This is a genomic window from Ferrovibrio sp. GW821-FHT12F09, from assembly GCF_058806775.1.
The window spans coordinates 130,068-156,366 of the sequence record NZ_JBXAPZ010000001.1; the positions used below are offsets into that span (position 1 = coordinate 130,068).

The 26,299-nt window shown below is 65.3% G+C and carries 27 protein-coding genes; 9 read left to right on the top strand and 18 right to left on the bottom strand.

Features of this window, described 5'->3' with window-relative positions:
* Positions 1–4 precede the first annotated feature (4 nt).
* Positions 5–1,339 carry a dihydroorotase gene (locus AC1ROB_RS00700; protein ID WP_492972689.1) on the top strand — a complete coding sequence of 445 codons (1,335 nt, stop codon included), beginning with the start codon at positions 5–7 and terminating at the stop codon, positions 1,337–1,339.
* A 4-nt stretch (positions 1,340–1,343) separates the two neighbouring features.
* On the opposite strand, the gene AC1ROB_RS00705 is transcribed toward AC1ROB_RS00700, so the two are convergent.
* The 5 genes from AC1ROB_RS00705 to AC1ROB_RS00725 form a co-directional block, all read right to left on the bottom strand.
* Positions 1,344–2,483: a transposase gene (locus tag AC1ROB_RS00705; RefSeq protein WP_492972688.1), complete on the bottom strand. Its 1,140-nt coding sequence runs from the start codon at positions 2,481–2,483 to the stop codon at positions 1,344–1,346.
* Between the two features lie 12 nt (positions 2,484–2,495).
* On the bottom strand, positions 2,496–3,269 hold the full coding sequence (locus tag AC1ROB_RS00710) for an alpha/beta hydrolase (RefSeq protein ID WP_492972687.1): 774 nt from the start codon (positions 3,267–3,269) through the stop codon (positions 2,496–2,498).
* 4 nt (positions 3,270–3,273) lie between these two features.
* On the bottom strand, positions 3,274–3,840 hold the full coding sequence (locus tag AC1ROB_RS00715) for a D-sedoheptulose-7-phosphate isomerase (protein WP_492972686.1): 567 nt from the start codon (positions 3,838–3,840) through the stop codon (positions 3,274–3,276).
* A 116-nt stretch (positions 3,841–3,956) separates the two neighbouring features.
* Entirely contained in the window at positions 3,957–4,253 is a 297-nt protein-coding gene (locus AC1ROB_RS00720) for an usg protein (protein ID WP_492972685.1), read from the bottom strand.
* A 256-nt stretch (positions 4,254–4,509) separates the two neighbouring features.
* The gene (locus tag AC1ROB_RS00725) at positions 4,510–4,869 is read right to left on the bottom strand and encodes a peptidoglycan-binding domain-containing protein (protein ID WP_492972684.1); all 360 of its coding nucleotides are present in this window, start codon (positions 4,867–4,869) and stop codon (positions 4,510–4,512) included.
* Between the two features lie 406 nt (positions 4,870–5,275).
* Between AC1ROB_RS00725 and AC1ROB_RS00730 the strand changes: the two genes are divergently transcribed.
* The 5 genes from AC1ROB_RS00730 to trhA all read left to right on the top strand — a co-directional run bounded on the left by AC1ROB_RS00730 (position 5,276) and on the right by trhA (position 10,827).
* Positions 5,276–6,442, top strand: a complete 1,167-nt coding sequence (locus AC1ROB_RS00730) for an acetyl-CoA acetyltransferase (RefSeq protein ID WP_492972683.1) — start codon at positions 5,276–5,278, stop codon at positions 6,440–6,442.
* Between the two features lie 22 nt (positions 6,443–6,464).
* Entirely contained in the window at positions 6,465–7,454 is a 990-nt protein-coding gene (gene acuI, locus AC1ROB_RS00735; RefSeq protein ID WP_492972682.1) for an acrylyl-CoA reductase (NADPH), read from the top strand.
* Between the two features lie 193 nt (positions 7,455–7,647).
* Positions 7,648–9,444 (top strand): feruloyl-CoA synthase, encoded by a 1,797-nt coding sequence (locus AC1ROB_RS00740; RefSeq protein ID WP_492972681.1) that lies wholly within the window; start codon positions 7,648–7,650, stop codon positions 9,442–9,444.
* 80 nt (positions 9,445–9,524) lie between these two features.
* Positions 9,525–10,085, top strand: a complete 561-nt coding sequence (locus tag AC1ROB_RS00745) for a periplasmic heavy metal sensor (RefSeq protein WP_492972832.1) — start codon at positions 9,525–9,527, stop codon at positions 10,083–10,085.
* 73 nt (positions 10,086–10,158) lie between these two features.
* Positions 10,159–10,827, top strand: coding sequence for a PAQR family membrane homeostasis protein TrhA (trhA, locus tag AC1ROB_RS00750; protein WP_492972680.1), 669 nt, complete (start codon positions 10,159–10,161; stop codon positions 10,825–10,827).
* Here trhA and AC1ROB_RS00755 read toward each other — a convergent pair.
* The 3 genes from AC1ROB_RS00755 to AC1ROB_RS00765 are packed head-to-tail and all read right to left on the bottom strand — an operon-like array spanning position 10,824 to position 12,387.
* The gene (locus AC1ROB_RS00755) at positions 10,824–11,396 is read right to left on the bottom strand and encodes a DedA family protein (protein ID WP_492972679.1); all 573 of its coding nucleotides are present in this window, start codon (positions 11,394–11,396) and stop codon (positions 10,824–10,826) included. The two genes, trhA and AC1ROB_RS00755, sit on opposite strands and share 4 nt — an antisense overlap.
* Complete coding sequence (gene cysQ / locus AC1ROB_RS00760) at positions 11,396–12,187, bottom strand: 3'(2'),5'-bisphosphate nucleotidase CysQ (RefSeq protein WP_492972678.1); 792 nt, start codon at positions 12,185–12,187, stop codon at positions 11,396–11,398. Before cysQ ends, AC1ROB_RS00755 begins: the two co-directional genes overlap by 1 nt.
* A 20-nt stretch (positions 12,188–12,207) precedes the next feature.
* Positions 12,208–12,387: a DUF3553 domain-containing protein gene (locus tag AC1ROB_RS00765; RefSeq protein ID WP_492972677.1), complete on the bottom strand. Its 180-nt coding sequence runs from the start codon at positions 12,385–12,387 to the stop codon at positions 12,208–12,210.
* Positions 12,388–12,472: 85 nt separating this feature from the next.
* Between AC1ROB_RS00765 and AC1ROB_RS00770 the strand changes: the two genes are divergently transcribed.
* Positions 12,473–13,102, top strand: a complete 630-nt coding sequence (locus tag AC1ROB_RS00770; RefSeq protein WP_492972676.1) for a histidine phosphotransferase family protein — start codon at positions 12,473–12,475, stop codon at positions 13,100–13,102.
* A 3-nt stretch (positions 13,103–13,105) separates the two neighbouring features.
* Here AC1ROB_RS00770 and AC1ROB_RS00775 read toward each other — a convergent pair whose 3' ends face one another.
* Complete coding sequence (locus AC1ROB_RS00775) at positions 13,106–14,056, bottom strand: DNA methyltransferase (protein ID WP_492972675.1); 951 nt, start codon at positions 14,054–14,056, stop codon at positions 13,106–13,108.
* Between the two features lie 67 nt (positions 14,057–14,123).
* Positions 14,124–14,843, bottom strand: a complete 720-nt coding sequence (gene ctrA, locus AC1ROB_RS00780) for a response regulator transcription factor CtrA (protein ID WP_492972674.1) — start codon at positions 14,841–14,843, stop codon at positions 14,124–14,126.
* A gap of 272 nt (positions 14,844–15,115) precedes the next feature.
* Here ctrA and fliI point away from each other — a divergent pair, with 272 nt between their 5' ends.
* Both fliI and AC1ROB_RS00790 read left to right on the top strand, forming a co-directional pair.
* Positions 15,116–16,444 (top strand): flagellar protein export ATPase FliI, encoded by a 1,329-nt coding sequence (gene fliI / locus AC1ROB_RS00785; protein WP_492972673.1) that lies wholly within the window; start codon positions 15,116–15,118, stop codon positions 16,442–16,444.
* Positions 16,445–16,470: 26 nt separating this feature from the next.
* The gene (locus AC1ROB_RS00790) at positions 16,471–16,908 is read left to right on the top strand and encodes a flagellar export protein FliJ (protein ID WP_492972672.1); all 438 of its coding nucleotides are present in this window, start codon (positions 16,471–16,473) and stop codon (positions 16,906–16,908) included.
* Here AC1ROB_RS00790 and AC1ROB_RS00795 read toward each other — a convergent pair.
* The 8 genes from AC1ROB_RS00795 to AC1ROB_RS00830 all read right to left on the bottom strand — a co-directional run bounded on the left by AC1ROB_RS00795 (position 16,896) and on the right by AC1ROB_RS00830 (position 26,237).
* The gene (locus AC1ROB_RS00795) at positions 16,896–17,798 is read right to left on the bottom strand and encodes a DMT family transporter (protein ID WP_492972671.1); all 903 of its coding nucleotides are present in this window, start codon (positions 17,796–17,798) and stop codon (positions 16,896–16,898) included. The two genes, AC1ROB_RS00790 and AC1ROB_RS00795, sit on opposite strands and share 13 nt — an antisense overlap.
* 88 nt (positions 17,799–17,886) lie before the next feature.
* A complete protein-coding gene (locus tag AC1ROB_RS00800; protein ID WP_492972670.1) occupies positions 17,887–19,677 on the bottom strand; it encodes a hypothetical protein in 1,791 nt (596 codons plus the stop codon).
* Positions 19,678–19,704: 27 nt separating this feature from the next.
* On the bottom strand, positions 19,705–20,544 hold the full coding sequence (locus AC1ROB_RS00805) for a MinD/ParA family protein (RefSeq protein ID WP_492972669.1): 840 nt from the start codon (positions 20,542–20,544) through the stop codon (positions 19,705–19,707).
* On the bottom strand, positions 20,541–21,614 hold the full coding sequence (locus AC1ROB_RS00810; RefSeq protein WP_492972668.1) for a flagellar biosynthesis protein FlhF: 1,074 nt from the start codon (positions 21,612–21,614) through the stop codon (positions 20,541–20,543). The genes AC1ROB_RS00805 and AC1ROB_RS00810 overlap by 4 nt, the downstream gene beginning before the upstream one ends.
* Before the next feature lie 14 nt (positions 21,615–21,628).
* The gene (gene flhA, locus AC1ROB_RS00815; RefSeq protein WP_492972666.1) at positions 21,629–23,755 is read right to left on the bottom strand and encodes a flagellar biosynthesis protein FlhA; all 2,127 of its coding nucleotides are present in this window, start codon (positions 23,753–23,755) and stop codon (positions 21,629–21,631) included.
* Between the two features lie 34 nt (positions 23,756–23,789).
* Positions 23,790–25,160 carry a sigma-54-dependent transcriptional regulator FlbD gene (gene flbD / locus AC1ROB_RS00820; protein WP_492972665.1) on the bottom strand — a complete coding sequence of 457 codons (1,371 nt, stop codon included), beginning with the start codon at positions 25,158–25,160 and terminating at the stop codon, positions 23,790–23,792.
* A 40-nt stretch (positions 25,161–25,200) separates the two neighbouring features.
* Positions 25,201–25,536, bottom strand: coding sequence for a flagellar motor switch protein FliN (gene fliN / locus AC1ROB_RS00825; RefSeq protein ID WP_492972664.1), 336 nt, complete (start codon positions 25,534–25,536; stop codon positions 25,201–25,203).
* A 47-nt stretch (positions 25,537–25,583) separates the two neighbouring features.
* The gene (locus AC1ROB_RS00830; protein WP_492972663.1) at positions 25,584–26,237 is read right to left on the bottom strand and encodes a FliH/SctL family protein; all 654 of its coding nucleotides are present in this window, start codon (positions 26,235–26,237) and stop codon (positions 25,584–25,586) included.
* Between the last annotated feature and the right edge of the window lie 62 nt (positions 26,238–26,299).

Here is a 26,299-nt window from a genome sequence, read left to right on the forward strand (position 1 = left end):
CGCCATGCGCTACGATCTCGTCATCCGCAACGGCCAGGTCGCCACGCCCAACGGCATCGAGGCGACCGATATCGGCGTCCGCAAGGACAAGATCGTCGCCATCGGGTCGCTCGGCCAGGCCGACACTGCCGCCACCTACGATGCCAACGGCCTCACCGTGCTGCCCGGCGTGATCGACACCCAGGTGCATTTCCGCGAGCCCGGCCTGGAGCATAAGGAAGACCTCGCCTCGGGCACCGCCGCCGCCGCCATGGGCGGCGTGACCGCGGTCTTCGAGATGCCGAACACCAAGCCGAGCACCGCCACCACCGAAGAGCTGAACGACAAGCTGAAGCGCGCGTCCGGCCGCGCCCATTGCGATTATGCCTTCTATGTCGGCGCCACGGCGGAAAATGTCGAGCACCTGCCGGAGCTGGAAAAGCTGCCGGGCTGCGCCGGCGTGAAACTGTTCATGGGCGCCTCCACCGGTGACCTGCTGGTGGCCGATGACGCCACGCTGGAACGCGTGCTGCGCCACGGCAAGCGTCGCATGGCCGTGCATTGCGAGGACGAATACCGCATGCGCGACCGCAAGCCCCTGACCGAGGTGGCCGGCGCCACCGCGCATCTGCATCCGGAATGGCGCGATGCCGAAAGCGCGCTGCTGGCGACTAGGCGTCTGGTGACGCTGGCGCGCAAGGTCGGCCGCCGCGTGCATGTGCTGCATGTCACCACGGCGCAGGAGATGGATTACCTGGTCGACCACAAGGACATCGCCACAGTGGAGACCACGCCGCAGCATCTGACGCTGTTCGCGCCCGACTGCTACGACCGGCTCGGCACCTATGCGCAGATGAACCCGCCGATCCGCAGCGACGAACATCGCCAGGGCCTGTGGCGCGCCGTGCGCTCGGGCGTGGTGGACGTGATCGGGTCCGATCACGCGCCGCATACCAAAGAGGAAAAGAGCAAGCCCTATCCGCAGAGCCCGAGCGGCATGCCCGGCGTGCAGACCCTGCTGCCGCTGCTGCTCGACCATATGAACCAGGGCCGCCTGACCCTGCAGCGCCTGATCGACCTGACCTCGGCCGGCGCCCAGCGCGTCTTCGGCCTGAGCGGCAAGGGCCGAATCGCGCTCGGCTACGATGCCGATTTCACCGTCGTCGACCTGAAGGCGAAGAAGGTGATCGAGGAAAGCTGGCTGCAGTCGAAATGCGGCTGGTCGCCGTTCACCGGCGACAGCGTCACCGGCTGGCCGATGGCCACCATCATCCGCGGCCAGTTCGCCATGCGGGATGCCGAACTGCAGACGCCGATCGGCGCGCCGGTGCGCTTCGGCGAGACCACGCAGCCTCAGTAAGGCGTCAGAGAATCAGGCGTTCGGTCTTGAGGTGCGAGTCCTGCCAGCGCGGCCGCGCCATATGGGCGGCCAGCGTGCGGCGGAAGCCGATGTAGTCGGGCTGTTGCGGCAGGGTGCGGGGATCGAAGCCGATCACCTCGGCCATCATGATTTCCCAGTCGAATGGCGCGCCGCTGACGATTTCCTGCAGCTCTTTCTCCGAGGCCGGCTCGGCCTCCACCGGATAGTCCATGAAGCGGCGCATGCCGTCATAGAGGGCGGCGAACAGGGAACGGTCACGCGGCGTCAGGCGATAGCCTTCCGGGTTCGAAGACGGCGCGACGAAATCCTTGATCTGCGGATTGCGGCGCGTCGGCAGCGTCTTCCAGTAACGGCCCATCTGCGTGGTCTGCAGCAGGCTGTCATCAAAACGCAGGCCCAAGAAATCGCTTAAGCGGCGCATGAAATCTTCCGGCGCTTTCTTCAGGTCTTCCAGCCGCACGGTGATGGCGCGATAGTCGAGGAAAGCCGGCCCGTACTGGTAATCCAGCATGCCGCCGCTGACCACATACATCTTGCTCAAGCGGTTCCGCTGGATCGGCGGCCGGTTGATCATGTAGTTCAGATTCGATTCCGCGGTGTCGATAGGGGCACGCGCCAGCAGCACGCCGCGGCGGTTCTCGGGCAGCGCCGCGACAATATTCGGCGACGCCTCGATGGCCATCTTATGCAGCTGCAGGAATACCATCGGCAGCGGCGCGGCGCGGCCGAGCACGCGATCCCAGGCATTGTGCAGGGTCTCGGCGATGCCGAACAGCGAAGTGTCGTTGCGCTGGCGCTGATCGGCCAGGGCGAATTCGAAAAAGCGCTGGATATCCACCGCCGCCTTTTCATCGCCGTTGAGCCCCAGGCGATCCAGGCCGGTTTCGTTGCGGAAGAAATCGTTGTTGAAATAATTGTTGAAGACGGTGGCGATCCATTTCGCCACGGTGACCGGATCGGTGGCGACCGGCGGCTTGCGCAGATATTCGGCCAGCAGGTTATAAGGCCCGATGCCGGGAATGGTGGAGAGGTCGGGATGGTTGTCGAACAGGCTGTGGAAGAAGATGGCGCCGCAGCGGCCCCACAGGTTCATGAAAATATACGGACGGACTGACTCGGCCATGGCTCCCGCCTGTTAGGATTTTGCGGCCGCGGCCAGCAACGCGTCGCATTCTTCGGCAAAAGCCGTTACCGAACCGTCACTGCGCAGCGTCGTCAGGTTATGGTCCATGCCGGGCATGAGCCGCAGGCTGACAGCGGCACAGGGCACCAGCAACCCGGCCAGCGCCTGCGTCGCCGCGGCCGTCACGATCGTATCCGCCTCGCCCTGCAGGATGCGCAATGCCCCGGGCAGCCGCAGTTTGGCCGGATCGAGCCGGGCCTGGCCGGCGGTCTCGACCAGCGCCGGATGGGCGACGATGCCATCGGCCTGCACCACCCATTCGCCGGTCTTGGTCTGGCCGATCTGGCCGGCGGCTTTCTTGGGCGCGAAGTAAATCCGGTCCCAGTCCACGGCTGGTGCCAGCGCCAGCATACTGTGCAGCAGTCCTGGATTTTCCTGCTGCGCCGCCAGCAGGGCCCAGCCGCCGAGACTGGCTCCGATGCCGATCATGCCCGACAGGTTGAACTGCGCCGCCACCGACAGGATGTCGGCGCGCATGTTGGGCAGCGTCAGGTCGGCAAGCTGGCCGGGCGATGCACCCTGGCCGCGGAAATCCAACAGCAGGCAGGCCTGACCGCGACTTTGCGCATACTGGAACAGCGCCGGGCCGAGCGGCTTGGCCATCGGGCTCTGCCGCGCATAACCGCCGACGCCGAAAAAGCCCGGGCCGGCTCCGGCCTGGTGATAGCAGCCGAGCTGCCGGCCATCCGGCAGCGTGAGGAGATGTTTCTGGAGACCTGCGCTCACGCGATCAGGCCACCAGCCGCGCTTCCACCTGTTCGCAGATGTAATGGTAATAGCAGGCGTGGATCTGCTGGATATGCGGCGTATGGCGCGAGGGCGCGGTGATCAGCACATCGCAAGCCGCTTTCAGCTTGCCGCCGGTCTCGCCGGTCAGCGCGATCACCGTCATGCCTTTTTTGTGCGCCGCTTCGGCGGCCTGGATGACATTGGCCGAATTGCCCGAGGTGGAAATGCCCAGCAGCACGCCGCGCTCGCGGCCATAGGCTTCCACCTGGCGTGCGTAGAGACTGGTGAAATCGTAATCGTTGCTCCAGGCGGTGGTCACCGCCGCATCGGTGCCGAGCGCGATGCAGTTGAGGGCGCGGCGTTCTTTCAGGAAGCGCCCGACCAGCTCGCCGGCGATATGCATGGCATCGGAAGCCGAACCGCCATTGCCGCAGACCAGCAGCGGCAGATCATGGCGCAGGGCCGCAACGATCAGGTCGATGGCCTTTTCCACGACTGCGGCCGTTTCCGGCGTCGCCGCCTTGGCGATCAGTGCTGCGGAGTCTTCCAGATACGCAATGACGGACATACGGCTCGGCTCGCGGTGTGATGATACCCCGCGCCGAGCCTAGCACGGCGGCCGGCTGGCCGCAGCCGCTGGCCGCCGGCGAAATCGCCGGAAACCCTGCCGTCCCTGCCGGTTATTCAGTGCAGATGGTAGCTGGCTGCCGCAGCCCGCACCTCGGCCGGGCTGACCAGCCGGGCCGAAACCACCCGCACCGAATGCAGCTTGCCATCCAGATCGCGCTCCCAGAAATCCAGAAACTTCTTCAGTCCTGGATAGCGCGGCGCCAGATCGTAATCCTGCCAGACATAGGTCTGCAGCAGGGTCGGGTGATCGGGCATGTGATAGAGGATTTCCGCCGTGGTCAGGCGGTGGGTCAGCAGCTTCTGCAGCCATGCTGCATGGTCGGTTTTCTTGCTTGGGGAATGAACGGACATCTGCGCCTCCTGCTTTCTGCGGGAGCCGACACCCGACGTCCTGGAAACCGACTCGGGAGCCGGCACGCCAACAGTCAAAGCCTGGGGGCAGCGTGCGCTGCATTGCAATAAGATTATGTAAATGTGACGCCGATTGGCACTCGTCCGATTCCGCTGCCAGCAGAGCCCGCATCAAAAAGCACCTTTGCGCGGGATGACGGTGGGTCTCGGAAACGCCACCCCGCGCGCGGGTTCAGTGAAGCGATGCCGCCCGCCATCAGGCGGCGGCGCGATCACCGGATTGCCCGACCGGCAGACCGGGCTGCGGATAGAAGCCGCGGAAGGCGCTGATGGTCTCGCCATCGGGATCAGCCAGCCCGTCGATGCCCAGGCCGTTGTCGCGCTGGAAGCGGCGGAGCGCGTAGTCATCGCGGTTGCTCCAGTCGCCGCCCCAGCCATTGGCCGGACCGGCCGCATCCAGATAGCCCTCCCGATGCAGCAGGGTCTGCAGCTTGAAGACATCCGAGCGCCGGTTGGCGCGGCCGATGCCGACGCTTTCGGCCAGGTCGAACAGGCGCTGGTCGACCGGAAAGGCGGCTGCCGTATCGGAAAACAGGGGGTCGCTGAAATCGGTCATAGGAAAACTCCTGAATTGAACGATACAGGAACATTATAGCGATGCACTCTTGAAATCAAGATAATTTTCACTAAATGTTCCCACATCATGTTTATATATTTCAATGCCTTAGTTTATATATTCGTTTTAGTTGTATGTCCCGCAACCACAGACAGGTGAGAGTTGAACGAACCGGAACCGAACCGGCCGGAAGCAACGGGAAACATCCGGACGCCAGGGGAAGCACCCGGAAGCACCGGGAAGCATCCGGAAACACCGGGAACCGTCCGGAACAATCCGGAGCGATGCGGAGGCTTCCCGGATCCGGCAGGCCGAGGCCGGGCCCGCGCCTTGACGGAATACCGGTGTCGCCCTCTCCTTACGGGCAATCCGAACAAACTGATTCAAGGGACCAGGGAGAGACATCATGACCGCCTGCATCGTTGGCTGGAGCCACAGCAAGTTCGGCAAACTGGATGGCCGCGATGCCGAGGACTTGATCGTCGAGGTCGCGGTCGGCGCGATCCGCGATGCCGGCATCGAGCCCAAGGATGTGGATGCCATCTATCTGGGCCATTTCAACGGCGGCCTGATCGACCAGGATTTCACGGCATCCCTTGTGCTGCAGGCCAGCCCCGACCTGCGCTTCAAGCCGGCGACCCGCGTGGAGAATGCCTGCTCTACCGGCACCGCGGCGATCTACCAGGGCCTGAATGCGATTGCCGCCAGGAAGGCGCGCTTCGTGCTCTGCGTCGGTGTTGAGAAAATGACCTCTGCCTCGACCGAAATGGTCGGCAATATCCTGGTCAAGGCGAGCTACAAGAAGACGGAAGTTTTCAACGAAGGCGGCTTCGCCGGCGTGTTCGATTCGATCCAGAAGCAGTATTTCCAGCGCTATGGCGACCAGTCGGACGCCACCGCGATGATCGCTGCCAAGAACCACAAGAACGGCAGCAAGAACCCGCTGGCGCATATGCAGAAGGATTTCGGCTACGACTTCTGCAAGACCGTGTCCGACAAGAACCCCATCGTGGTCGGCGGCATGCGCCGCACCGACTGCTCGATGGTGTCGGACGGCGCCGCCGCCCTGGTGATAACCGATGTGCAGACGGCGCTGGGCATGAAGAAGGCGATTGCCTTCCGAGCCTCCAAGCATGTGCAGGACTTCCTGCCGATGGCCAAGCGCGACGTCATTGCCTTCGATGGCCCGGCCAAGGCCTGGGCCGATGCGCTGGCCGAAGCGGGGCTTTCCGTGTGGGATCTTTCCTTCGCCGAGAGCCATGACTGCTTCACCATTGCCGAGCTGATCGAATACGAAGCCATGGGCCTGGTGGAAAAAGGCCAGGGCGCGAAAGCGATCATGGAAGGCTGGACCCAGGCCGACGGTAAGCTGCCGGTCAATCCTTCGGGCGGCCTGAAGTCGAAAGGCCATCCGATCGGCGCCACCGGCGTGTCGATGCATGTGATGGCGGCGATGCAGCTCTCCAACACCGCCGGCGATATCCAGATCAAGAACCCCAAGTTGGGTGGCGTCTTCAACATGGGCGGCGTCGCCGTCGCCAACTACGTCTCGATCCTCGAGCCGTTGCGTTAAGTCAGACAGGAACACCATCAAAATGGCCGAGACATTCCGCGCTGTCGTCATTGAAGACGTCGACGGCAAGCCCAAGGCGGGCTTCAAGGACCTGACCAAAAAAGAGCTGCCGGCCAACGACGTGCTGGTCGAGGTGGGCTATTCCACCCTGAACTACAAGGACGGCCTGGCGCTGACCGGCGGACGCATCGCCCGCAAGCTGCCGATGGTGGCCGGCATCGACCTCGCCGGCACCGTGGTGGTTTCCGGCAACCCGGATTTCAAGCCGGGCGAGAAGGTGATCGTCAACGGCTATGGCCTGTCGGAAAACCAGTGGGGCGGCTACAGCCGCTTCGCCTCGATGAAAAGCGACTGGCTGGTGCGCCTGCCCGATGCGTTTTCCATGCAGCAGGCGATGGCCATCGGTACCGCCGGCTATACCGCCATGCTCTGCGTGCAGGCGCTGGAAGATGCCGGGCTCAATGCGGCCGATGGCGAGGTGCTGGTGACCGGTGCGGCCGGCGGTGTCGGCTCGATTGCCGTGACGCTGCTGGCCAAGCGCGGCTATACGGTGATCGCCGCCACCGGCCGGCCCGAGACCCATGACTATCTGACCGCCCTGGGCGCGAAAGGCTTCGTTACCCGCGAGGAGCTGGCACAGAAGGGCGCGCCCATGGCCAAGGAACGCTGGGCGGCGGCGGTCGATTCCGTCGGCGGCCAGACGCTCGCCACCGTACTGAGCCAGGTGAAATACGGCGGCTTCGTTGCCGCCTGTGGCCTGGCCGGCGGCATGGACCTGCCTGCCAGCGTCTTCCCCTTCATCCTGCGCAATGTCAGCCTGCTTGGTGTCGATTCCGTGATGGCGCCGATGCACAAGCGCAAACGCGCCTGGTGGCAGCTCGCCCAGGATCTGCCCCGCGACAAGCTGGGCACGATCACCGAAGAGCATCCGCTCTCCGCCGTGTTCGACCTGGCGCCGAAAATCCTCGCCGGCCAGATCCGCGGCCGCGTGGTGCTCGATATCGCAAAATAAACTATCTCGTGTCATGCCCGGCCTTGTGCCGGGCATCCACGCCTTTCCCCCCTGCCCCAACCACGTGGATGGCCGGGACAAGCTCGGCCATGACAGCTTTCTTTAGCCCTTGCCCCCTCGTGGCGACGCGTTATGATGCAGCCACATTGTAATGCTGCCTTACAAAATCGCAGCGCCGTTTCCGGGAGGGAACATGATCCAGCAGGGCGAATCCGCGTCCGAGACCAAGCCGCCCTTCCTGCCGCTCGCCCTGGCCACGCCGCGCGTGCGCCGCACCGACCGTGCCGATGGCAGCTTTATCCTGGAAGCCGAGGCCGCGCTGCAGCCGCATCCCGACCATCTCGGCCTGGTGCTGATGCAGCAGGCACAAAGCCAGCCTGATGGCCTGTTCCTCGCCGAGCGCCGCGGCGACGGCTGGCGCGAGATCACCTATGGCCAGGCCTGGCAGGCCGCCCGCAGCATCGCGCAGGCGCTGCTCGACCGCGGCCTGGACCAGACCACGCCCATCGTCATCCTCTCGGGCAACAGCATCGACCATGCCCTGCTGATGCTGGGCGGCTTCGTCGCCGGCGTGCCGGTGACACCGGTGAGCGTCGCCTATTCGCTGATGAGCGGCGATTGCGCCAAGGTGCATCACATCGTCGGCCTGGTGCAGCCGAAGCTCGTTTTCGCCGAAGGGGGCGGGCCGTTCGCGAAGGTGCTGGCCACGCTGCCCGCCGGTATCGAACAGATCACCGACCTGAAACCGCTGCTGGATACCAAGCCTACACCGGCCGTGGATGCGCGCTTCAACAGCATCAGCCCCGACTGGGTGGCGAAGTATCTGTTCACCTCCGGCTCCACCGGCCTGCCCAAGGGCGTGATCAACACCCATCGCATGCTGAGCAGCAACCAGCAGGCCATCGCGCAGATCTGGCCCTTCCTGCAAGAGCAGCGCACCGTGCTGCTCGACTGGCTGCCGTGGAACCACACCTTCGGCGGCAACCACAATTTCAACATGGTGCTGCGCCAGGGCGGCACGCTGTATATCGACAATGGCAAGCCGGCACCGGGCCTGGTCGAAAAGACCGTCGCCAACCTGCGCGAGATCGCGCCGACCGTGTATTTCAATGTACCCGCCGGCTACGCCATGCTGCTGCCGCATCTGGAACAGGATGAGGCGCTGTGCCGCCAGTTCTTCAGCCGCCTTCAAATGATATTTTATGCAGGCGCTGCCTTGCCGCCCGATCTGTGGACGCGGCTGGAGGCCTTGAGCATCCGCACGCTCGGCAAGCGCGTCTGCATGACCTCGAGCTGGGGCTCGACCGAGACCTCGCCGCTGGCGACGGCGGCGCATTTCCCCATCGAGCGTGCCGGCGTGATCGGCGTGCCAGTGCCGGGCGTGCAGTTGAAATTCGTGCCGTCCGGCTCGAAGCTGGAGATCCGCGTGAAAGGCCCGAATGTCACACCGGGCTATATCGGCGACGACGCGCAGACGCGGAAGGCCTTCGACACGGAGGGCTTTTACTGCATCGGCGACGCGGCAAGACTGGCCGACGAGACCGATCCGGCCAGGGGCGTGGTCTTCGACGGCCGCATCGCCGAAGACTTCAAGCTGACCACCGGCACCTGGGTGCATGTGGGCGGCGTGCGCGTGGCGGCGCTGGCGGCCTGTTCGCCGCTGCTGCAGGACGCCGTGGTCACCGGGCAGGATCACGGCTTCGTCGGCCTGCTGGCCTGGCCCTCGGCTGCCGCGAAAGACTTGCCGTCTTCGGAGTTGCACACCCGCATTGCGCAGATGCTTGCATCCCATAATACCGCGCAGGGTGGCAGCTCCATGAAGATCGCCCGTGTGATCCTGCTGTCGGACCCGCCATCCATCGATGCCAACGAGATCACCGACAAGGGCTATATCAACCAGCGGGCGACGCTGGAGCGCCGTCACGCCGATGTGATGCGGCTTTATGCCGAATCACCCGACGCCAGCGTGATCATCGTCACCGAAAAATAAACGCGGCCGCCCTAGGTTGCGCTCGCTGCCGAATCCACAGAGAGATTCGGCCGCCCGTAAATTTAGGGAGAGATGTTGTGATGCGCCGTCTGGTCGCCACGCTTTTGTTCGGCCTGACGCTTGCCGCCGGGGTCGCTGTCGGTTCGATCACCCGCGAGCAGCTGCGCACACCGCAGCCGCAGGCCGCAGCCGATGCGGATATTCCGACCATTCCGCCCACCGCCGCCTTCGTGGTGCCGGCCAATGCCGCCGACCTGACGCTCAGCGAGCGCAACCTGTTCCCCGCCCCGCAGAGCCTGCTGTTGCTGGCCGATGCGCTCGGCCTGGAGCCTGACCAACGCCAGCGCCTGCGGCAGATGCAGCATGACCTTGACTCCGAGGTGACCTCGCTGGCCCGCCGCGTTGTCATCGAGGAACGCCGGCTGGACCGCGCCTTTGTCGAGAATAATGTCGAGCCGACCCGCATCGATGCGCTGACGCAGAAGATCGGCTCGCTGCAGGGCCGCATCCGCGCCACCCGCCTGCGCGGCCATCTGGCCGCCCGCGATACGCTGACGCCGGACCAGCTGCTGCTCTTCGCCTCGCTGCGCGGCTATGAACCGGCCCAGGTCAGCGAACGCGGCGACGACCTCTACCGCTAAGCCTGCAAAGCCGTCATTCTCCCGCCGCATTTTATCCTGTAAGCTGCTCTCGTCTTTTGTCGGGAGCGCTGTCATGGTCCGTCAGTCTGTCGCTCGCCAATCTGTTCCTCGACAGTGCAGCCGTGCCGAGCTGATCGCCGATGCAGTGGTGCATCTGCTGGGCCTCGCCTTCGCCGTCGGCGCGGTCGCCACGCTGGTCGTGCTGCTCTGCCTGAACCCGGACCTGCCGCGCGGCATCAGCCTCGGCCTCTATGGCTTCGGCCTGCTGGCCACCATCAGCTGTTCGGCGCTGTATCACCTGACCAGCCATGCGCAACGCAAAGCCCTGTTCCGCCGTTTCGACCATGCCGCCATTTTCGTGATGATCGCCGGCACCTATACGCCGTTCAGCCTGCTGCTGATCGGCGGCGCCTGGGGGTGGGCCCTGCTCGGCTTCGTCTGGAGCGTGGCGCTGATCGGCGTGGCGCTAAAGCTGATCTATCCCACGCGCTTCGACAGGCTGTCGGTGGCCGTCTACCTCCTGCTCGGCTGGACCGTGTTGGCAGCGTTGCAGCCGCTGGTCAGCAGCGCCTCCCTGGCCGGCCTGATCCTGCTGATCACCGGCGGCGCGCTCTACAGCCTGGGCGTCGTCTTCCATCTGTGGGAGCGCCTGCCATTCCAGAACGCGATCTGGCATGTTTTCGTGCTGGCAGCGGCGGCTTGTCACTATGCCGCCATCCTGGTGGACGTGGCCGTCGTCTAGGGCAATTTGCGCCGCAGACGCCGGGCCAGCCAGCGCGCCAGAAAAACCAGCGCGACGGCCAGCACCAGTCCCGCCAGCAGGATATGCTCGAAGCGTTGCAACCGGCCGAGCAGGGTCTCGATCGCCTCGCCGAACAGATAGCCGAGCCAGCCGAACACCGTGGCCCAGATCGCGGCGGCCAACAGATTCAGCAGCACGAAGCGGCCGGTCGGTACATTGCTGAGGCCGATGGCCACCGGCGCCACATTGCGGATGCCGTAAACGAAACGGAAGCCCAGCACGAACAGCACCGGATAGCGTTCGAGCCAGCGGGTGGCAGGCGCCAGCCGCGCCTGCCAGTCGGGCCGCTGCAGCAGCCAGCGTCGACCGCGCCAGCGCGCCAGCAGGAACCACAGCTGGTCGCCGGCTGCTGAACCGATGAAGGCGGCGAGGATCGTGAGGTCGAGACGGAGATAGCCCTGATGCGCGGCAAAACCGGCCAGCGCCAGGATGGTTTCGCCTTCGAGGAACGTGCCGATCAGGACTGCGAGATAACCGAACTCGTCGAGCAGCGCCCCGATCTGCGCCATCAGAGCGCGCCGCGCGCCAGGAAACCCGGGTTGCGGAATTGCGGCTTGCCATAGGCCAGCGGGCCGCCTTCCCTGTAATTGTCATCCCAGGTCAGCACCGCGCCGCCGGCCGCTTCCAGCACTGCCTGCCCCGCCGCCGTATCCCATTCCGAGATCGAGGCAAAGCGCGGATAGAGATCGGCCGCACCTTCGGCGATGCGGCAGAATTTCAGCGAACTGCCGACCGTACAGGTCAGCGGAGCGAGCTGCTTCTGCAGCCAGGCATCCACCGCGGCCTCGCGATGGTTGCGGCTGACCAGCACCTGGGCGCCCGCGCGTGGCACGGTACGTGCGGCGATCTCGCGCCCGACCGTGTCGCTATGGCCGTTGAAGCGGCGTGCGCCGATACCGGCGATGCCGAGCCAGGTGTCGCCCAGCGCCGGCGCACTGACGATACCGAGCACCGGCCGGCCACGTTCGATCAGGGCGATGTTGACGGTGAATTCGCCGTTGCGCTCGACGAATTCGCGCGTGCCATCCAGTGGATCGACCAGCCAGAAACGCTCGCCATCGATCTGTGGCACATGGCCGGTCGACATCTGCTCTTCCGCCACCACCGGCACATCGGCTGTCAGCCGGTGCAGGCCCTGCAGGATGATGGTCTCGGCCGCCTCGTCGGCATCGGTGACCGGGCTGTGATCGGCCTTGGCGCGGGTGGCGAAGGCGGTGGCGTAGACCGCCATGATGGCGGCACCGGCCTCGCGCGCCAGCGGCAGCAGGGCGGCGCCTAACGGACGCAGATCGGTGCTCATGACGGTTTCACAGTCCCAGCTCAGTCTTCCGGCGGCCGGATGGTCTTCAGCGGCACCTGTTCGGTATTGATCAGGCGCTTGCCGACATGCAGGAAGTTCACGGTGACGCGCGGGCCGACCGCAGACTGCACCTGGCCCGGGCCCCAGTCCCGTTCCAGCGGATTCTCCACCCAGTCGCCCGGAGCATATGGCGCCAGCATGCCCGATACTCGCTGTTGCTTGCCTGAAGCGGACATTCTAAACAGGGCGACGCCCGCCTGCCATATGCCGAACTCGGGAATCCGCATGGGACATCCGCCCGCCACCGCCGAAACGGCCGAACTGATCGCGCTGATCTGCTCGCGGCTCTGCCACGACCTGGCCGGCAGCATCGGCGCGGTGAATAACGGCGTCGAACTGCTGACCGAGGAAACCGATGTCGCGATGCGCGAGGAAGCCATCGGCCTGATCGCGCAATCGGCCGGCGATGCCGCGCGGCGGCTGGGCTTTTTCCGCCTGGCGCTGGGCGCTTCGGGGGGCCTGCAGGACAGCCTGGGCCTGTCGGAACTGGGCCGGGTGGCGCGCGACTATTTCGCCGGCGGCAAACTCGCCCTGCACCTGCCCGAACAGGATGCCGATATCCCCAAGCCGTTGGGCAAGGCGCTGCTGCTGGGCCTGTCGCTGGCCGGCGGCGCCCTGCCGCGCGGCGGCACGCTGACGCTGCAGCGCGAGGGCAATGGCTGGGCGATCCGCGGCGAAGGCGCCATGCTGCGCTGGAACGAGGACATCGCGGCGGCTTTCGGCGATGCCGCCGACTGGCCCCGCGATCCCGGTCCGGCCGTGGCCCGCTATGCCCGGCTGCTGGCCGAAAGCGCCGGCCATCGTGTGAGTAGCAGCACCGAAGGTGAAACGCTGCGCCTGAGCTTTACGGCCTGACGCCTACTGCCCGTCGAAAGGATCGTCGCCGTCATCGGCGGCTGGTGGCGGCGCACCTTTGCCGCCATAGACCCGCCTCACTTCCTTGCGGAATTTGTCGACTGCATTCTCGTGCTTGTCGAGAAACCAGTCTTCATGATTGGCGAGATAGCTTTCGCGTAAGTCCGCCCGCCGCAGGTCGAGCGGCACGCGTTCCATGCGTGGATCGATACTGTCGAATCCGTCAAACGGCTGCGCCAGCCGCTGTTCGATGCCGGCGACATAATCGGGATTAAGCTCGATCCCGATACAGCGCCGGTCCAGTTGCTGGCAGACCCGCGGCACCGTGCCGCTGCCTGCAAAGGGATCGAGCACCAGATCGCCGGGATGGCTCGACGCCTTCACCATGCGCTCGATCAGCCCTTCAGGCTTTTGGGTCGGATGCGGCTGGCGGTTCGGATGCGAATAATGCACATGGGAAAAGCCCCAGACATCGCCCGGATTGGCGCCCCGCATGTTGTTGCGCTCGCGATAGTATTTCTGCGGCACGCGCACGGCATCGAGATTGAAGGTGAAGGCGTCGGATGCCGTGAACATCAGGATATCGTCATGGCGCGGTGAGAAACCACGCGTCTTGCCAAGCCCCTGCGTGTAATGCCAGCAGATCCAGCTGTTGAAACGTAGGCGCTGTTCGCGCTCCAGAATGTCGTAGATATACGAGATGAAGCGCACACCCATGAAGACATAAAGCGTGGCCTGCGGCTTTATCACCCGCCGGCATTCACCCAGCCAGCGGCGCGAGAAATCCAGATATGCGTCGAAATCGCGGGTATCCGAGCCGTTGCCGTAATCCTTGTTCAGGTTATACGGCGGATCGGCGATCACCAGATCGACGGATGCGTCCGGCAGTGTCGACAGAATGTCGAGCGCATCGCCCATCCGGATATCGACATCTGATGATTCGCGCGTCGTCATGGGCATGAGTCTAGCACATGAAAAAGCCGGCCCATGGCCGGCTTTCCCAGATTCCGTTCAGCGCGGCTCAGCGTGCGCCAGCGGCCCGCTTGGCGCCAGCGGCCACCGGCTCGACCTGGTCGCGCAGCACATAGCCGCGGCCCCAGACCGTCTCGATGTAATTGTCGCCGGCCGTGGCCGAGGCGATCTTCTTGCGCAGCTTGCAGATGAAGACGTCGATGATCTTCAGCTCCGGCTCGTCCATGCCGCCGTAGAGATGATTGAGGAACATCTCCTTGGTCAGCGTCGTACCCTTGCGGAGCGAGAGCAGCTCCAGCATGGCATATTCCTTGCCGGTCAGATGCAGGCGGCCGCCCTCGACCTCGACCGACTTGGCGTCGAGATTGACGGTCAGCTTGCCGGTCTGGATCACTGACTGAGAATGACCCTTGGCGCGTCGCACGATGGCGTTGATGCGCGCGATCAGTTCGTCTTTGTTGAAGGGCTTGGTGATGTAGTCGTCGGCGCCGAAGCCGAGGCCCTTCACCTTCTTGTCGGGCTCGCCCATGCCCGAGAGGATCAGGATCGGGGTGTTCACCTTGGCGGCCCGCAGCTTTTTCAGCACGTCATAGCCGTGCATGTCGGGCAGGTTCAGGTCGAGCACGATAATGTCGTAGTCATACAGCTTGCCGAGGTCCAAGCCCTCTTCGCCGTATTCCGTGCGATAGACATTGAAGCCCTCGGCGCCGAGCATCAGTTCGATGCTCTTGGCCATATTGGCATCGTCTTCGATCAACAGCACTCGCATGGCAGCACCCCCACGCGCGGTGGCGTTTGCGGATTGCGGGTTATCAACAGGCCCGTCATCCTAGGTTTGGCGTTTTTCCGCCCGATTCGGGTTAATTTACCATCGTTAACAAACGAAGTTAACGCATTCTTTAACGCTGCATCCTATATGGGCAGGCTGGGCCCGAAAAACCATGGTAAATTGGCCTGGCCGGGCTGCCATAACCAGAGGCTTTACCGCCGGTTAAGGCTTTGACCTGTAGGGTCTTTTTTCAACCCGATGGATGAGGCGCAATGCACAGCCTGCTGATGGACCTGGACCGGATCAAGGATGTCAGCTTCACCGGCCGGGTGACCTCCATCCAGGGCCTGCTGGTCGAAATCGCCGGTGTCGAGCGCCACCTGTCCATCGGTTCCCGCGTCCATCTGCTGGCCCGCGATCACCGCAATGTCGAATGCGAGGTGGTCGGCTTCCGCCAGAACCGCGCCCTGCTGATGCCCTATGCCTCGCTCGACGGTGTCGGCCTGGGCTGCCGCGCCGTGGTCGGCGAGGACCAGCCGGTGGTCTATCCCGATCTGAGCTGGCGCGGCCGCGTCATCGATGGCCTCGGCCGTCCGCTGGATGGCGGACCGCCGCTGCAGAACGGCAACCGGCCCTATCCGCTACGCGCCAATCCGCCGCCGGCCAATTCGCGCAAGCGCGTCGGCGCCAAGATCGATCTCGGCATCCGCTCGATCAACACCTTCATCTCCTGCTGCCGCGGCCAGCGCATGGGCATCTTCGCCGGCTCGGGCGTGGGTAAGTCCGTGCTGCTGTCGATGATGGCGCGCTACACCGAAGCCGACGTCAATGTGGTCGGCCTGATCGGCGAACGCGGCCGCGAGGTGCAGGAATTCATCGAGGACGATCTGGGCGAAGCGGGCCTCGCCCGCACCGTGATCGTGGTCGCCACTTCGGACGAACCGGCGCTGGTGCGCCGCCAGGCCGCCTATATGACGCTGGCGGTGGCGGAGTATTTCCGCGACCAGGGCAACCAGGTGCTCTGCCTGATGGACTCGGTGACGCGTTTCGCCATGGCCCAGCGCGAGATCGGCCTGTCGGGCGGCGAACCGCCGACGGCCAAGGGTTATCCACCCACCACCTTCGCCGAACTGCCGCGCCTGCTGGAACGCGCCGGTCCCGGCACCGAGGAGGGCAGCATCACCGGGCTGTTCACCGTGCTGGTGGATGGCGACGACCATAACGAGCCGATCGCCGATGCGACCCGCGGTATTCTCGATGGCCATATCGTGATGGAACGCGCCATCGCCGAGCGCGGCCGCTATCCCGCCATCAATATCCTGCGCTCGATCTCGCGCACCATGCCGGGCTGCAACACCGAAGATGAAAACCTGCTGGTGACGCGGGCGCGCCAGCTGATGGCCACCTATGACGACATGGCCGAACTGATCCGGCTGGGCGCCTATCGCAACGGCTCCGATCCGAAAGTCGATGAGGCAATCCGTTACCAGCCAATGCTGGAAGCCTTCCTCAAGCAGCAGAAAAGCGAACGCGCCGATCTGGAAGGCTGCTACGTCCAGCTGGCCGATATCTTCCTCCAGGGTGAAGGAATCTCGCGCTGATGTCGGCAAGCGGCAGGGCCTGAATCATGCGTGGCATTGGCGGCCTTATCCGGTTATGGAAATGGAAGCTCGACGAGCGGCGTCGCGTCGTTGTCGATCTGGAAATCCTGCGCACCGGCATCGAGCGCCAGATGATGGCGCTGGACGAGCAGCTGGAACAGGAACGCAAGGTTGCCACCCAGCATTATGAAGCCAGCTTCGGCTTTGCCGCCTATCGCAAGATGAACCGCGAGCGTCGCGCCAATCTGGATGTCTCGCGCGAGGAAGTGATCGACCGCATCGCCGCCGCCCAGGAAGAGGTCAACGACGCTTTCCGCGAGCTGAAGAAATACGAACTGGTGCTCGAGAACTGGGAAAAGCGCGAACGCCAGAAGCAGGAAAAGCGCGAACAGGCGGAGATGGACGAGGCCGGCCTGCAGGGCTTCCGCCGCCGCCAGGAACAGCCAGGCGATCAGCCGGGCTGACGGCGCAGCAGGCGGCCGTCAATCGCGGCCAGACCGAGCGCAATCGCACCGATGCCGACAAAATGGCGCGGCGCCAGGGTTTCCCTCAGCACCAGCACGCCCAGCAGGATGGCGCTGACCGGCACCAGCAGGGTCACCAGATTGACGTTACTGCCGGCGGCGGCCATGACACGGAAGAACAGCACATAGGCCAGCGCTGTTGAAAAGATGGCGAGCGCCAGCAAGGCCGCCAGCGCCTGCCATGACGGCAGCGGCAGCCGCCAGCTCTGGTCGGCGAGCAGCGCGATGGGCAACAGCAGGACGGTGGAGGACAGCAGCTGTCCGCCGGCGACGACCACCGGTTCGACATTCATCTGGCGGAAGCGCCGGCCGTAGACCCCCGAGCAGGCATAGGACAGCGTGGCCAGCAGCACGGCGCCCTGCGCCAGCACATTATGGCCCAGAAGACTGTCCGGGCCGGTGAGCAGATCAGGGCCCAGCATCACCGCGACGCCGGCAAAGCCCAGCAGCACGCCGAGGATGCGGTTCGGCGTCAGCTTCTCGTCCGTCGTGAACACATGCGCGACCAGCGCCGTCGAGATCGGCGTGGTGGCGTTGAGGATCGAGGCCAGCCCGCTGGGAATCTGGCTCTGCGCCCAGAAGATCAGCGAGAAGGGAATCACGTTGTTGAGCAGGCCGATCGTGATGCAGGCGCGCCAGGTGACGGCGTCTGCCGGCAGCCGCCGGCCGGTGGCGTAGAGCACCGGCAGCAGCACCATGGCCGCCAGCCCGACCCTGCAGGTGGCCAGCGTGAGCGGCGGCAGTTCGCGCACGGCGATGGCAACGAAGAAAAACGAGCCACCCCACAGCACCGAAAGCGCCAGCAGCATCAGCCAGACCTGCAATCTCATCCTGCCGCTCTCCCTCAGCGCCGGCGCACTGTAGCGCTGTCGCGTCGTATCGATATCCGTTTCTTGCGTCTGTCGCGAGGGGTGGGGCCTAGGCCTTGATTTCGGTGCTGTGGGCCCGGCCTTCCAGCTCGGGGCTCGGCCAGGGCAGCGGCTTTTCCCGGTCATGGAAGCGGATCGAGCCGACCATGCCGGTGATTTCCAGGGCGCTGGTGAAGATGCCGGTCACATCCAGGCGGAAGGCCGGCCCGAATTCGCTTTCCGAACGCAGCACCAGATCCAGCTGCTTGGGACCGACAAAACCGTCGAACTGGATCGGCCCCGTGCTTTCCAGATCGAAGTCGATGATGAAGCGGGTCTGCGACTGCTTCTTTTCCTTGTTCTTGCGCCGGCGCATGAAAATCTGGATCGGCTCGACCTTGCCGCCGATCAGCATCGGCATCACCACCGCCTGCCAGTCGGTATCGCCCTGGCGGCTGTTGAGCCGGCCAAGCTCGCGGAAATCGTCATCCAGCTTTTTCAGCAGGTCGCCTTTGCCCTGACCCTCCAGCTTGCGCACGGTCTCGGCACCGAGCCAGGCCTGGGCGCTGCCGGCCGCGGCGGCGGCCATGAACTGCAGGGCGGCAGAGGCCAGCCGCGCATTGGCCTGCGGCAGCATATCCTGCAGGCGCTGGGCCAGCACCGGATCGGTGGCGCGCACGGCATCGAGCGTCTGCTGCAGTGTCGGCCATTCGCCCTGCAGCCGTGTCAGCACGCTGCCGAGCGGCGGCGGGCCGAGCGCGGTGGCGGTCGGCGGCGGCGGCCGGGTGATGGCGGCGAGTTCGAGCGAAAGCTGTGTACCGGCCGGCAGCGGCTGGCTCAGACTGAGGGTCAGGATACCCTGCGGTGTGCTGACCAGCATCTGGCCGTTGGCGGTCTGGCCCGAAACCACGCCGGTGATCACCTGCCCGGCCATCGCCGGCTGCGGCAGGGGCTGCTGGTTCGCCAATGCAGAGGGCAGCGCCTGCTGGGCCGCCTGGGCCTGCGGCAGGATCGGCTGCGGAGCGGTGGGCGGCGTGGCCGCGGCCTGTTGCAGCAAGGCGGCGGCGAGCGGTGCTGAAAGCGTGGTCGGAATCGAGGGCGCCGGCACAGTCACAGCCGGCGCCACGGCCGGCGTGGCGGCAGCTGGTGTTGCGGCCGGCGGAATCGCGGCGGGTGTGCCCGCGGCGGCCGGCAGCGGCATCGATGGCGTAGCGCCCGCCGGTGTGGCTGGCGTGGCGGGCAAGGTGGCGCTTTGCACCACCACCTGCAACTGGCTGCCTGCCGGCAATGGCATGGCGGCGGCTGGCGTGCCCGGTGCAGGCGGCGCGACCACCACGGCGCTCAGAGTCTGGCCCGGCTGCGGCAGCACCGGCGTCGGCGATGCCGAAGGCTGCGGCGGCGATACGGCCAGCGCCAGTTGCGCGGCGGTCGGCGGCTGCGCCAGAGCCGGCAGGGGCGGCTGCAGCGTCACGCCATTGGCGCTGAGCACCGTGGCCTGTTGCGGGTTCTGCGGGGTGAGCTGGATTTTCAGCGCGGCGGTAAGCACCGCGATATTGGCCTGTTCGAGCTTGGCCGCGAGATCGCCGGCCAGGCTGATGAGGTTGCCCGCCGCCGTGCGGATCACCAGCGCGGCCTGGTCGCGCGCCACCACCTGGGCCGATATCTGGCCGCCCTGGCTCAGTTCGCTGGCGGCGGCATCGATGGCGGCGGCGCTGCCCTGCAGCAGCGTGCCGGGCGATGGTGGAGTCTGACCGCTGGTCGGCGCGGGAGTCTGCGGTGCCGGCGGCTGGGCAACCGGCGCGGTGGCCGGCGTCGATGAAACCGGAGGGGCCGCAGGCGCAAGCGGGCCGAGATCGCTCATGCGTCTCTGCCTGCTATGCCGTCATGGTCAGGGCTGCACCGCGGGCGCGGTCCGCATCAGGCCATTCATGAGAGCTTCGATATCTTCAGCCGCCTCGCACATCGGATGGCGGGTAAGCAACGGCACCTGGTTGCGGATCGCATCGCGCACCTTGTCGTCGCGCCGCACCACGCCCGCCAGCGGCGGCGAATATTTCAGGAAATTCTCGGCCGCTTTGTTGAGCTTGGCATAGGTGCGCTCGCCCTCGCGGGTGGTCTGCGCGATGTTGATCACCACGCGCACATCGGCATTGCGGTCGGCCATGCGCGCCAGCTTGATATAGGCATAGGCATCGGTGAGCGCTGTCGGTTCGTCATTGGTCACCACCAGGGTGATGGCGGCGGCCGACGAGAAGGTGCGCACCACGGCATCGACGCCGGCGCCCAGATCGATGATGACGCGGTCGTAGCTCTTGGCCAGTTGCATCAGTTCGTCGCGCAGCGCGGTCATGGCCGGCACATCCAGCGTGGCGAGCGAGGCGGAACCGGATTTACCGGCGATGATGTCGAAGCCGGCTTCGGACGGCATCACCGCATCGGCCAGGCTGAAGCGGCCGGCGATGACGCTGCCCAGATCGCGATCCGGCATCAGGCCAAGCTGGATGTCCACATTCGCCAGGCCGATATCGCCGTCGAAGAGCAGCACGCGCTGGCCCTGGCGGGCGAAGCTGTGGGCCAGCGTGACCGAGAGCCAGGTCTTGCCCACACCGCCCTTGCCCGAGGCGATGGCAATCACATTGGACTGTCGCATGGCCGCGGATGGATGGCGGACCGGGCGAGCAGCGGAAGGAGGCGTCGGCGTGGTCGGCGTCATGGTTATCACGGTCATTCAGCGGCCTTCAGGGCAGCGGGTTTCGGGGCAAAATAACGGGCATCGAGATCCGGGTCGACAGTGGCCTGGGCATCCGGATCGGCCAGCAGACGATGGGCCAGCAGCAGGGCATCGAAACGCTCGAAGCCCTTGCCCACGAAAGGACTGGCGCTGGCATCGGCAAAGGCCAGACCGCCCAGATCGGCGGCCGCCACCAATGCGCCCAGACGGCGCGACGCATCGATACGGGTGGCGATATAGCGGCGCGCGCCCAGAGCCACGGCCTGCGCCGCCAGCTCGCCGATCTCCATGGCATCGCCACCGGCAGCAAAGACGGCCACCGGCTCGGCGCCGCTGGCCTGGATCAGGCCGGTCAGCAGCTTGCGGTCGGCACTGTCATGCAAATTCACGCCGGCGGTGTCCACCACCAGCTTGGCCTCCGGCGGCACCGCCGCGATGGCGGCAGCCAGATCGCGGGCATCGCCGGCTTCAGAGAAAGGCGCATTCATCACGCGGCACAGCGCCGCCAGCTGCTCGCCGGCTGCGGCACGGCTGCCATCGCAGGAGATCACATGCACGCGGCGGCGGTCGATGACGCAGCGCGCCGCGATCTTGGCACTGGCAATGGTCTTGCCGCTGCCCGGCGGGCCGATCAGGATCAGCGGCCGGTTGTCACCGCTCAGGCCCGGGAAGCGATAGGTCTCGTCCAGCGCTTCGGCGAGCGCCCCCACCGGATCGTCGAGGCCGACGCGCATGGCGGCCTGGGCCAGACGCTCGGCCACGCGGGCGGGCACACCATGCCATTGCAGCGCGCCCAGGATCAACTCGCCCACCTGTTCGGGCTGGTGGTCGGCAAAATCCTCGCCCGGCACGAACAGCCGGCCATTGCCCTGCCCGTAACGCAGCGCCTGGGCCTCGGGCGTGGAAAAATCGTCGTCGCTGCGCTGCTCGACAGCCGCAGTGATCTCGACCCCCTCGCCATTACGATGGCTGTAGGTCGATACAATGATCGCCTCATCGCCCAAGGCCTGACGCACGAGGTCCATCGCCTCGGTCATCGTCGCTGCCTGGAAGGTCTTGAGCCGCATCGTCTAGGTCATCCTCAGATCTGGGCAACCGTCCGAAGCTTGGCCTTCGGATGGATTTCCTGCTGCGACATCACCACGGTGGCCGGGCGGAAGCGCTCGATGATCGAGCGCACATAGGGCCGGATCGCCGGACTGGTGAGCAGGACCGGCATATGGCCTTCGGAAGCCAGACGCTCGAAGGTCTGGCGCACCTGGGCGATGAAGTCCTGCAGGCGCGAGGGCTGCATGCTGAGCTGGCGATCTTCGCCCTGGCCGACCAGCGCCTCGGCAAAATTCTGCTCCCATTGCGGCGACAGGGTCACCAGCGGGATGTAGCCATCGGGGCTGACATTGGCATTGGAAATCTGCCGTGCCAGGCGGCCGCGCACATGCTCGGTGATCTGAGTGATCGACTGGGTATAGCCGCTGGCTTCGGCGATGGCTTCGAGGATGGAGGCGAAGTCGCGTACCGAAACGCGCTCGGACAACAGGTTCTGCAGCACGCGCTGCACGCCGTTGACATTGATGCGGCCCGGAATCACTTCGCCCACCAGCTTCTCGTTGCTCTTCTTCAGCTCGTCGATCAGCTTCTGGGTCTCGGCGAAGCTGAGCAGGTCCGACATGTTGTCCTTCACCACCTCGGTCAGATGGGTGGTAATGACGGTGCCCGGATCGACCACGGTATAGCCGCGGAACATCGCCTCGTCGCGCATGTTCTCGTCAACCCACATGGCCGGCAGGCCGAAAGTCGGCTCGACGGTCTCGGTGCCGGCCAGCGCGATGCGCTCGCCGCGTGGATCCATGACCAGCAGGGCGTTCGGGCGCACTTCGCCACGCGCGGCTTCCACTTCCTTGACCCGGATCACATAGGTGGTGCCCGGCAGCTGCATGTTGTCGAGGATGCGCACGCTGGGCATGATGAAGCCCATATCGATGGCGATCTGGCGCCGCAGCGCCTTGATCTGGTCGGTCAGGCGATAGCCGCGCGCATCGTTGATCAGCGGCAGCAGGCTGAAGCCCAGCTCCAGGCGCAGATCGTCGATGGCCAGCGCGCTGGTGACCGGCTCGTCCAGCGGACTGAGCGGTGCCAGCGGTTCGGGCGGCGGCACAAAGGCCGCAACCTTGGCCCGTTTCTCCGCCTGATCTGCAGCATAGGCCAGACCGCCGGTGATGGCCGCCAGCAGGATGAAGGGGAAGAAGGGCATACCGGGGATCAGCGCGAAGCCGGCCGACAGGATAGCCGACATGCCGAGCGCCTTGACCGAGGACAGCTGGCGCGACAGCGCCTTGTCGGTCGAACCGGTAACACCGCCCTTGGACACCATGATACCGGCGGCGACCGAGATGATCAGGGCCGGGATCTGCGCCACCAGGCCGTCACCGACGGACAGGATCGAATAGGTGTTGAGCGCCTGGGCGAAGCTGAGGCCGTTCTGGATCACGCCGATCAGCACGCCGCCGATCAGGTTGATGAAGGTGACCAGGATGCCGGCGACCGCGTCGCCACGCACAAACTTGGACGCACCGTCCATCGAACCGAAGAAGCCGGACTCGTCTTCCAGCTCCTTACGGCGGAGGCGGGCGGTGGCTTCATCGATGAGGCCTGCAGACAGATCGGCGTCGATCGCCATCTGCTTGCCGGGCATGGCATCGAGGGTGAAGCGGGCCGACACTTCGGCGATACGGCCGGAACCCTTGGTGATGACGACGAAGTTCACGATCACCAGAATGGCGAAGACGATAACGCCGATCACCAGGTTGCCGCCCATGATGAACTGGCCGAAGGCCTCGATCACATGGCCGGCGGCATCGGTGCCTTCATGGCCATGGCTGAGGATCAGGCGGGTCGACGCCAGATTCAGCGACAGCCGCAGCATCGTGGTGATCAGCAGTACGGTCGGGAAGCTGGAGAATTCGAGCGGGCGCTGGACGAACAGGCAGGTCATCATCACCATGACCGACATGGTGATCGAGATCGCCAGGGCAATGTCGAGCAGCCAGGTCGGCATCGGCAGGATGAGCACCGACAGGATCGCCATGACGCCAATGGCGAGAATGATATCGCCATGCTGGCCGATATTGCGCAGCCGGCCGAACAGATCGCCGCCACCGCCGCCTTGCGCGGCGGCAGGTGCGGCATCAGCCGGCAGATTCTCCGCCATACCCGTCTCTCCTCAACCCCAATGCGTCGCCGCCTCAGGCGGTGACGCGACTACCTTCGTTGGCGGCCGGAACGGCCAGCCCTTCGTCGGTATACTGCTTCAGCTTGTTGCGCAGCGTGCGGATCGAGATTCCCAGAATCGTCGCTGCATGGGTGCGATTGCCGAGGCAATGCTTCAGCGTGTCGATAATCAGGTCTCGCTCCACATCGGCAACCGTGCGGCCGACCAGATTGATCTGGCCGCCACCTTCGGTTTCGAGCATGGCCGAGGCGCCGGCCGGGCGGCCGATGGCTTCCGACAACGCCGTCCCGTCCGGCAGGCGGACATCCTCGATCTCGATCTGCGCACCCAGCGCCAGCAGCACGGCGCGGTGCATGGTGTTTTCCAGCTCGCGCACATTGCCGCGCCAGGGCGCCTGCCGCAGGGCTTCCAGCGTGGCCGGCGCCATCGCCCGCTCCGGCACGCCGTTCGCCTCGGCATATTTTTTGAGGAAATGGGTCGCCAGCAGTTCGACATCGGCCGGGCGCTGACGCAGCGCCGGCAGTTTGATGTTCACCACATTCAGGCGGAACAGAAGATCTTCGCGGAAATTGCCCTTGGCCACTTCATCGGCCAGGTTGCGGTTCGAGGTGGCAATGACGCGGATATCGACCTTGACCGGCTTGCTGCCGCCGATGCGGTCGATCTCGCGTTCCTGGATGGCGCGCAGCAGCTTGGCCTGCAGGCGCACGTCCATCTCGCTGATTTCGTCCAGCAGCAGCGTGCCGCCATTGGCTTCCTCGAACTTGCCCAGGCGCCGCGCCACCGCACCGGTGAAGGCGCCCTTTTCATGGCCGAACAGTTCGGATTCCAGCAGCGTGTCGGGAATGGCGGCGCAATTGACCGAGACGAAGGGCCGCTCGCTGCGCGGCGAACGCGCATGGATGAAGCGCGCCATCACTTCCTTGCCGGTCCCGCTTTCGCCGGTAATCATGATCGAGGCGCCGCTGGGCGCAATCTGTTCGGCCAACTTGACCACCTGACCCATGGCCGGATCGCGGAAGATCATCTGGTGGCTGTCTTCGGCCACCGCTTCCAGCACGGCGGCGATCAGATCGGCCTCCGGCGGCAGCGGCAGATATTCCTTGGCGCCGGCACGGATCGCAGCCACCGCGGCGCGGGCATCGTTGCCGATGCCGCAGGCCACTACCGGCAGGTTGATGCGCTCCGCCTTCAGGCTGTCGACCAGGTGCTTCACATCGAGACTCACATCGATCATGGCCAGGTCCGCGCCCTTGCCGGCGCGCAGCGTGTTGAGCGCCTGCTCGATATCGTCCACCTGCATGACCTTGGCGCCGCGCTGCAGCGCAATGCGCGTTGCCGCACCGATCTGCCCGTTGAGCGTGCCAATGATGATCAGTCGCATAACAATCCGCCCCAGCTTACCGCTTCAGATACAGGCCGCATCAACCGCCGCGACCGCCCTTGATGATTTCCGTCATGGTCACGCCCAGGCGGTCTTCCACCACCACCACTTCGCCACGCGCCACCAGACGGTTGTTCACATAGATATCGATCGCCTCGCCGACCTTGCGGTCGAGCTCGACCACGGCGCCGCGACCGAGCTTCAGCAACTGGCTGACCTGCATATTGGCCTTGCCCAGCACTGCCGAAACATGCACGGGAATATCGAACACGGCCTGGAGATCCGCTGCAGTCCGCGCTGCATTGGGATCTTCCTCTTCCATCATGCCCGGGGTCTGCCCCAGGTCCTTCAACTCGAGATCGTCGCTGTCAGCCATACTCGATCACTCCCTGGTCGCTGCGGCGACCAACCGCCACGCGCCGATCATTGTTCCGGCTCCGCCAGCTGCGCCTGTAGGCCGGCGATATAACGTTCAACCGCCTGCTCGACATCCTGCTCCAGAGTCGCCTGGCGCCGCTCGGCCGAGCCATCCGCCCAGTTGATACGGCAATCGGTGGGCGCCATCGTCTCGTCCGGCACCAGGGCGACCTTGCCGCCGAAACCCGACTGCGCCACCAGCTGGTCGATCTTCTGATCCAGATGCTGGATCACCGGCTCGGCAGCCCGCACCACCAGGCGCGGCTCCTCGCGCATGTCGTCCATGCAGCGCAGCACCAGGGCCTCGATCTGGTCAAATGGCTGGCGCTCGATCAGACGGCCGGCCAGTTTGCGCGCAATCGCCACGGCCAGTTCGGTGGCTTCCGAACGGGCGGCGATCTGTGAGCGCTCCTCGCCACGCGCAATAGCAGCCAGCTGCAGCTGGATCGCCTTGAGCGCCTGCTCCAGGCGCTGCTGATGTTCGCCATAGGCTTCCGCGCGCCCGGCCGCCTCGCCATCGGCATAAGCCGCAGCCTTGGCAACATCGATTTCCTCGGCCGAGAATTTCGGCGGCGGCGCCTTGGGCGCGTAATTGCGTTCGACCCGCGGCTTGGTGCCGTCGAAGGGCATGTCGAACAGGAATTTCGCCTTGCTTGCCATCAGTGGTTACGCCATGCCCTTCTTGATCCGGAAAACCGGCTTGATCCGTAAAACCGGCCTCA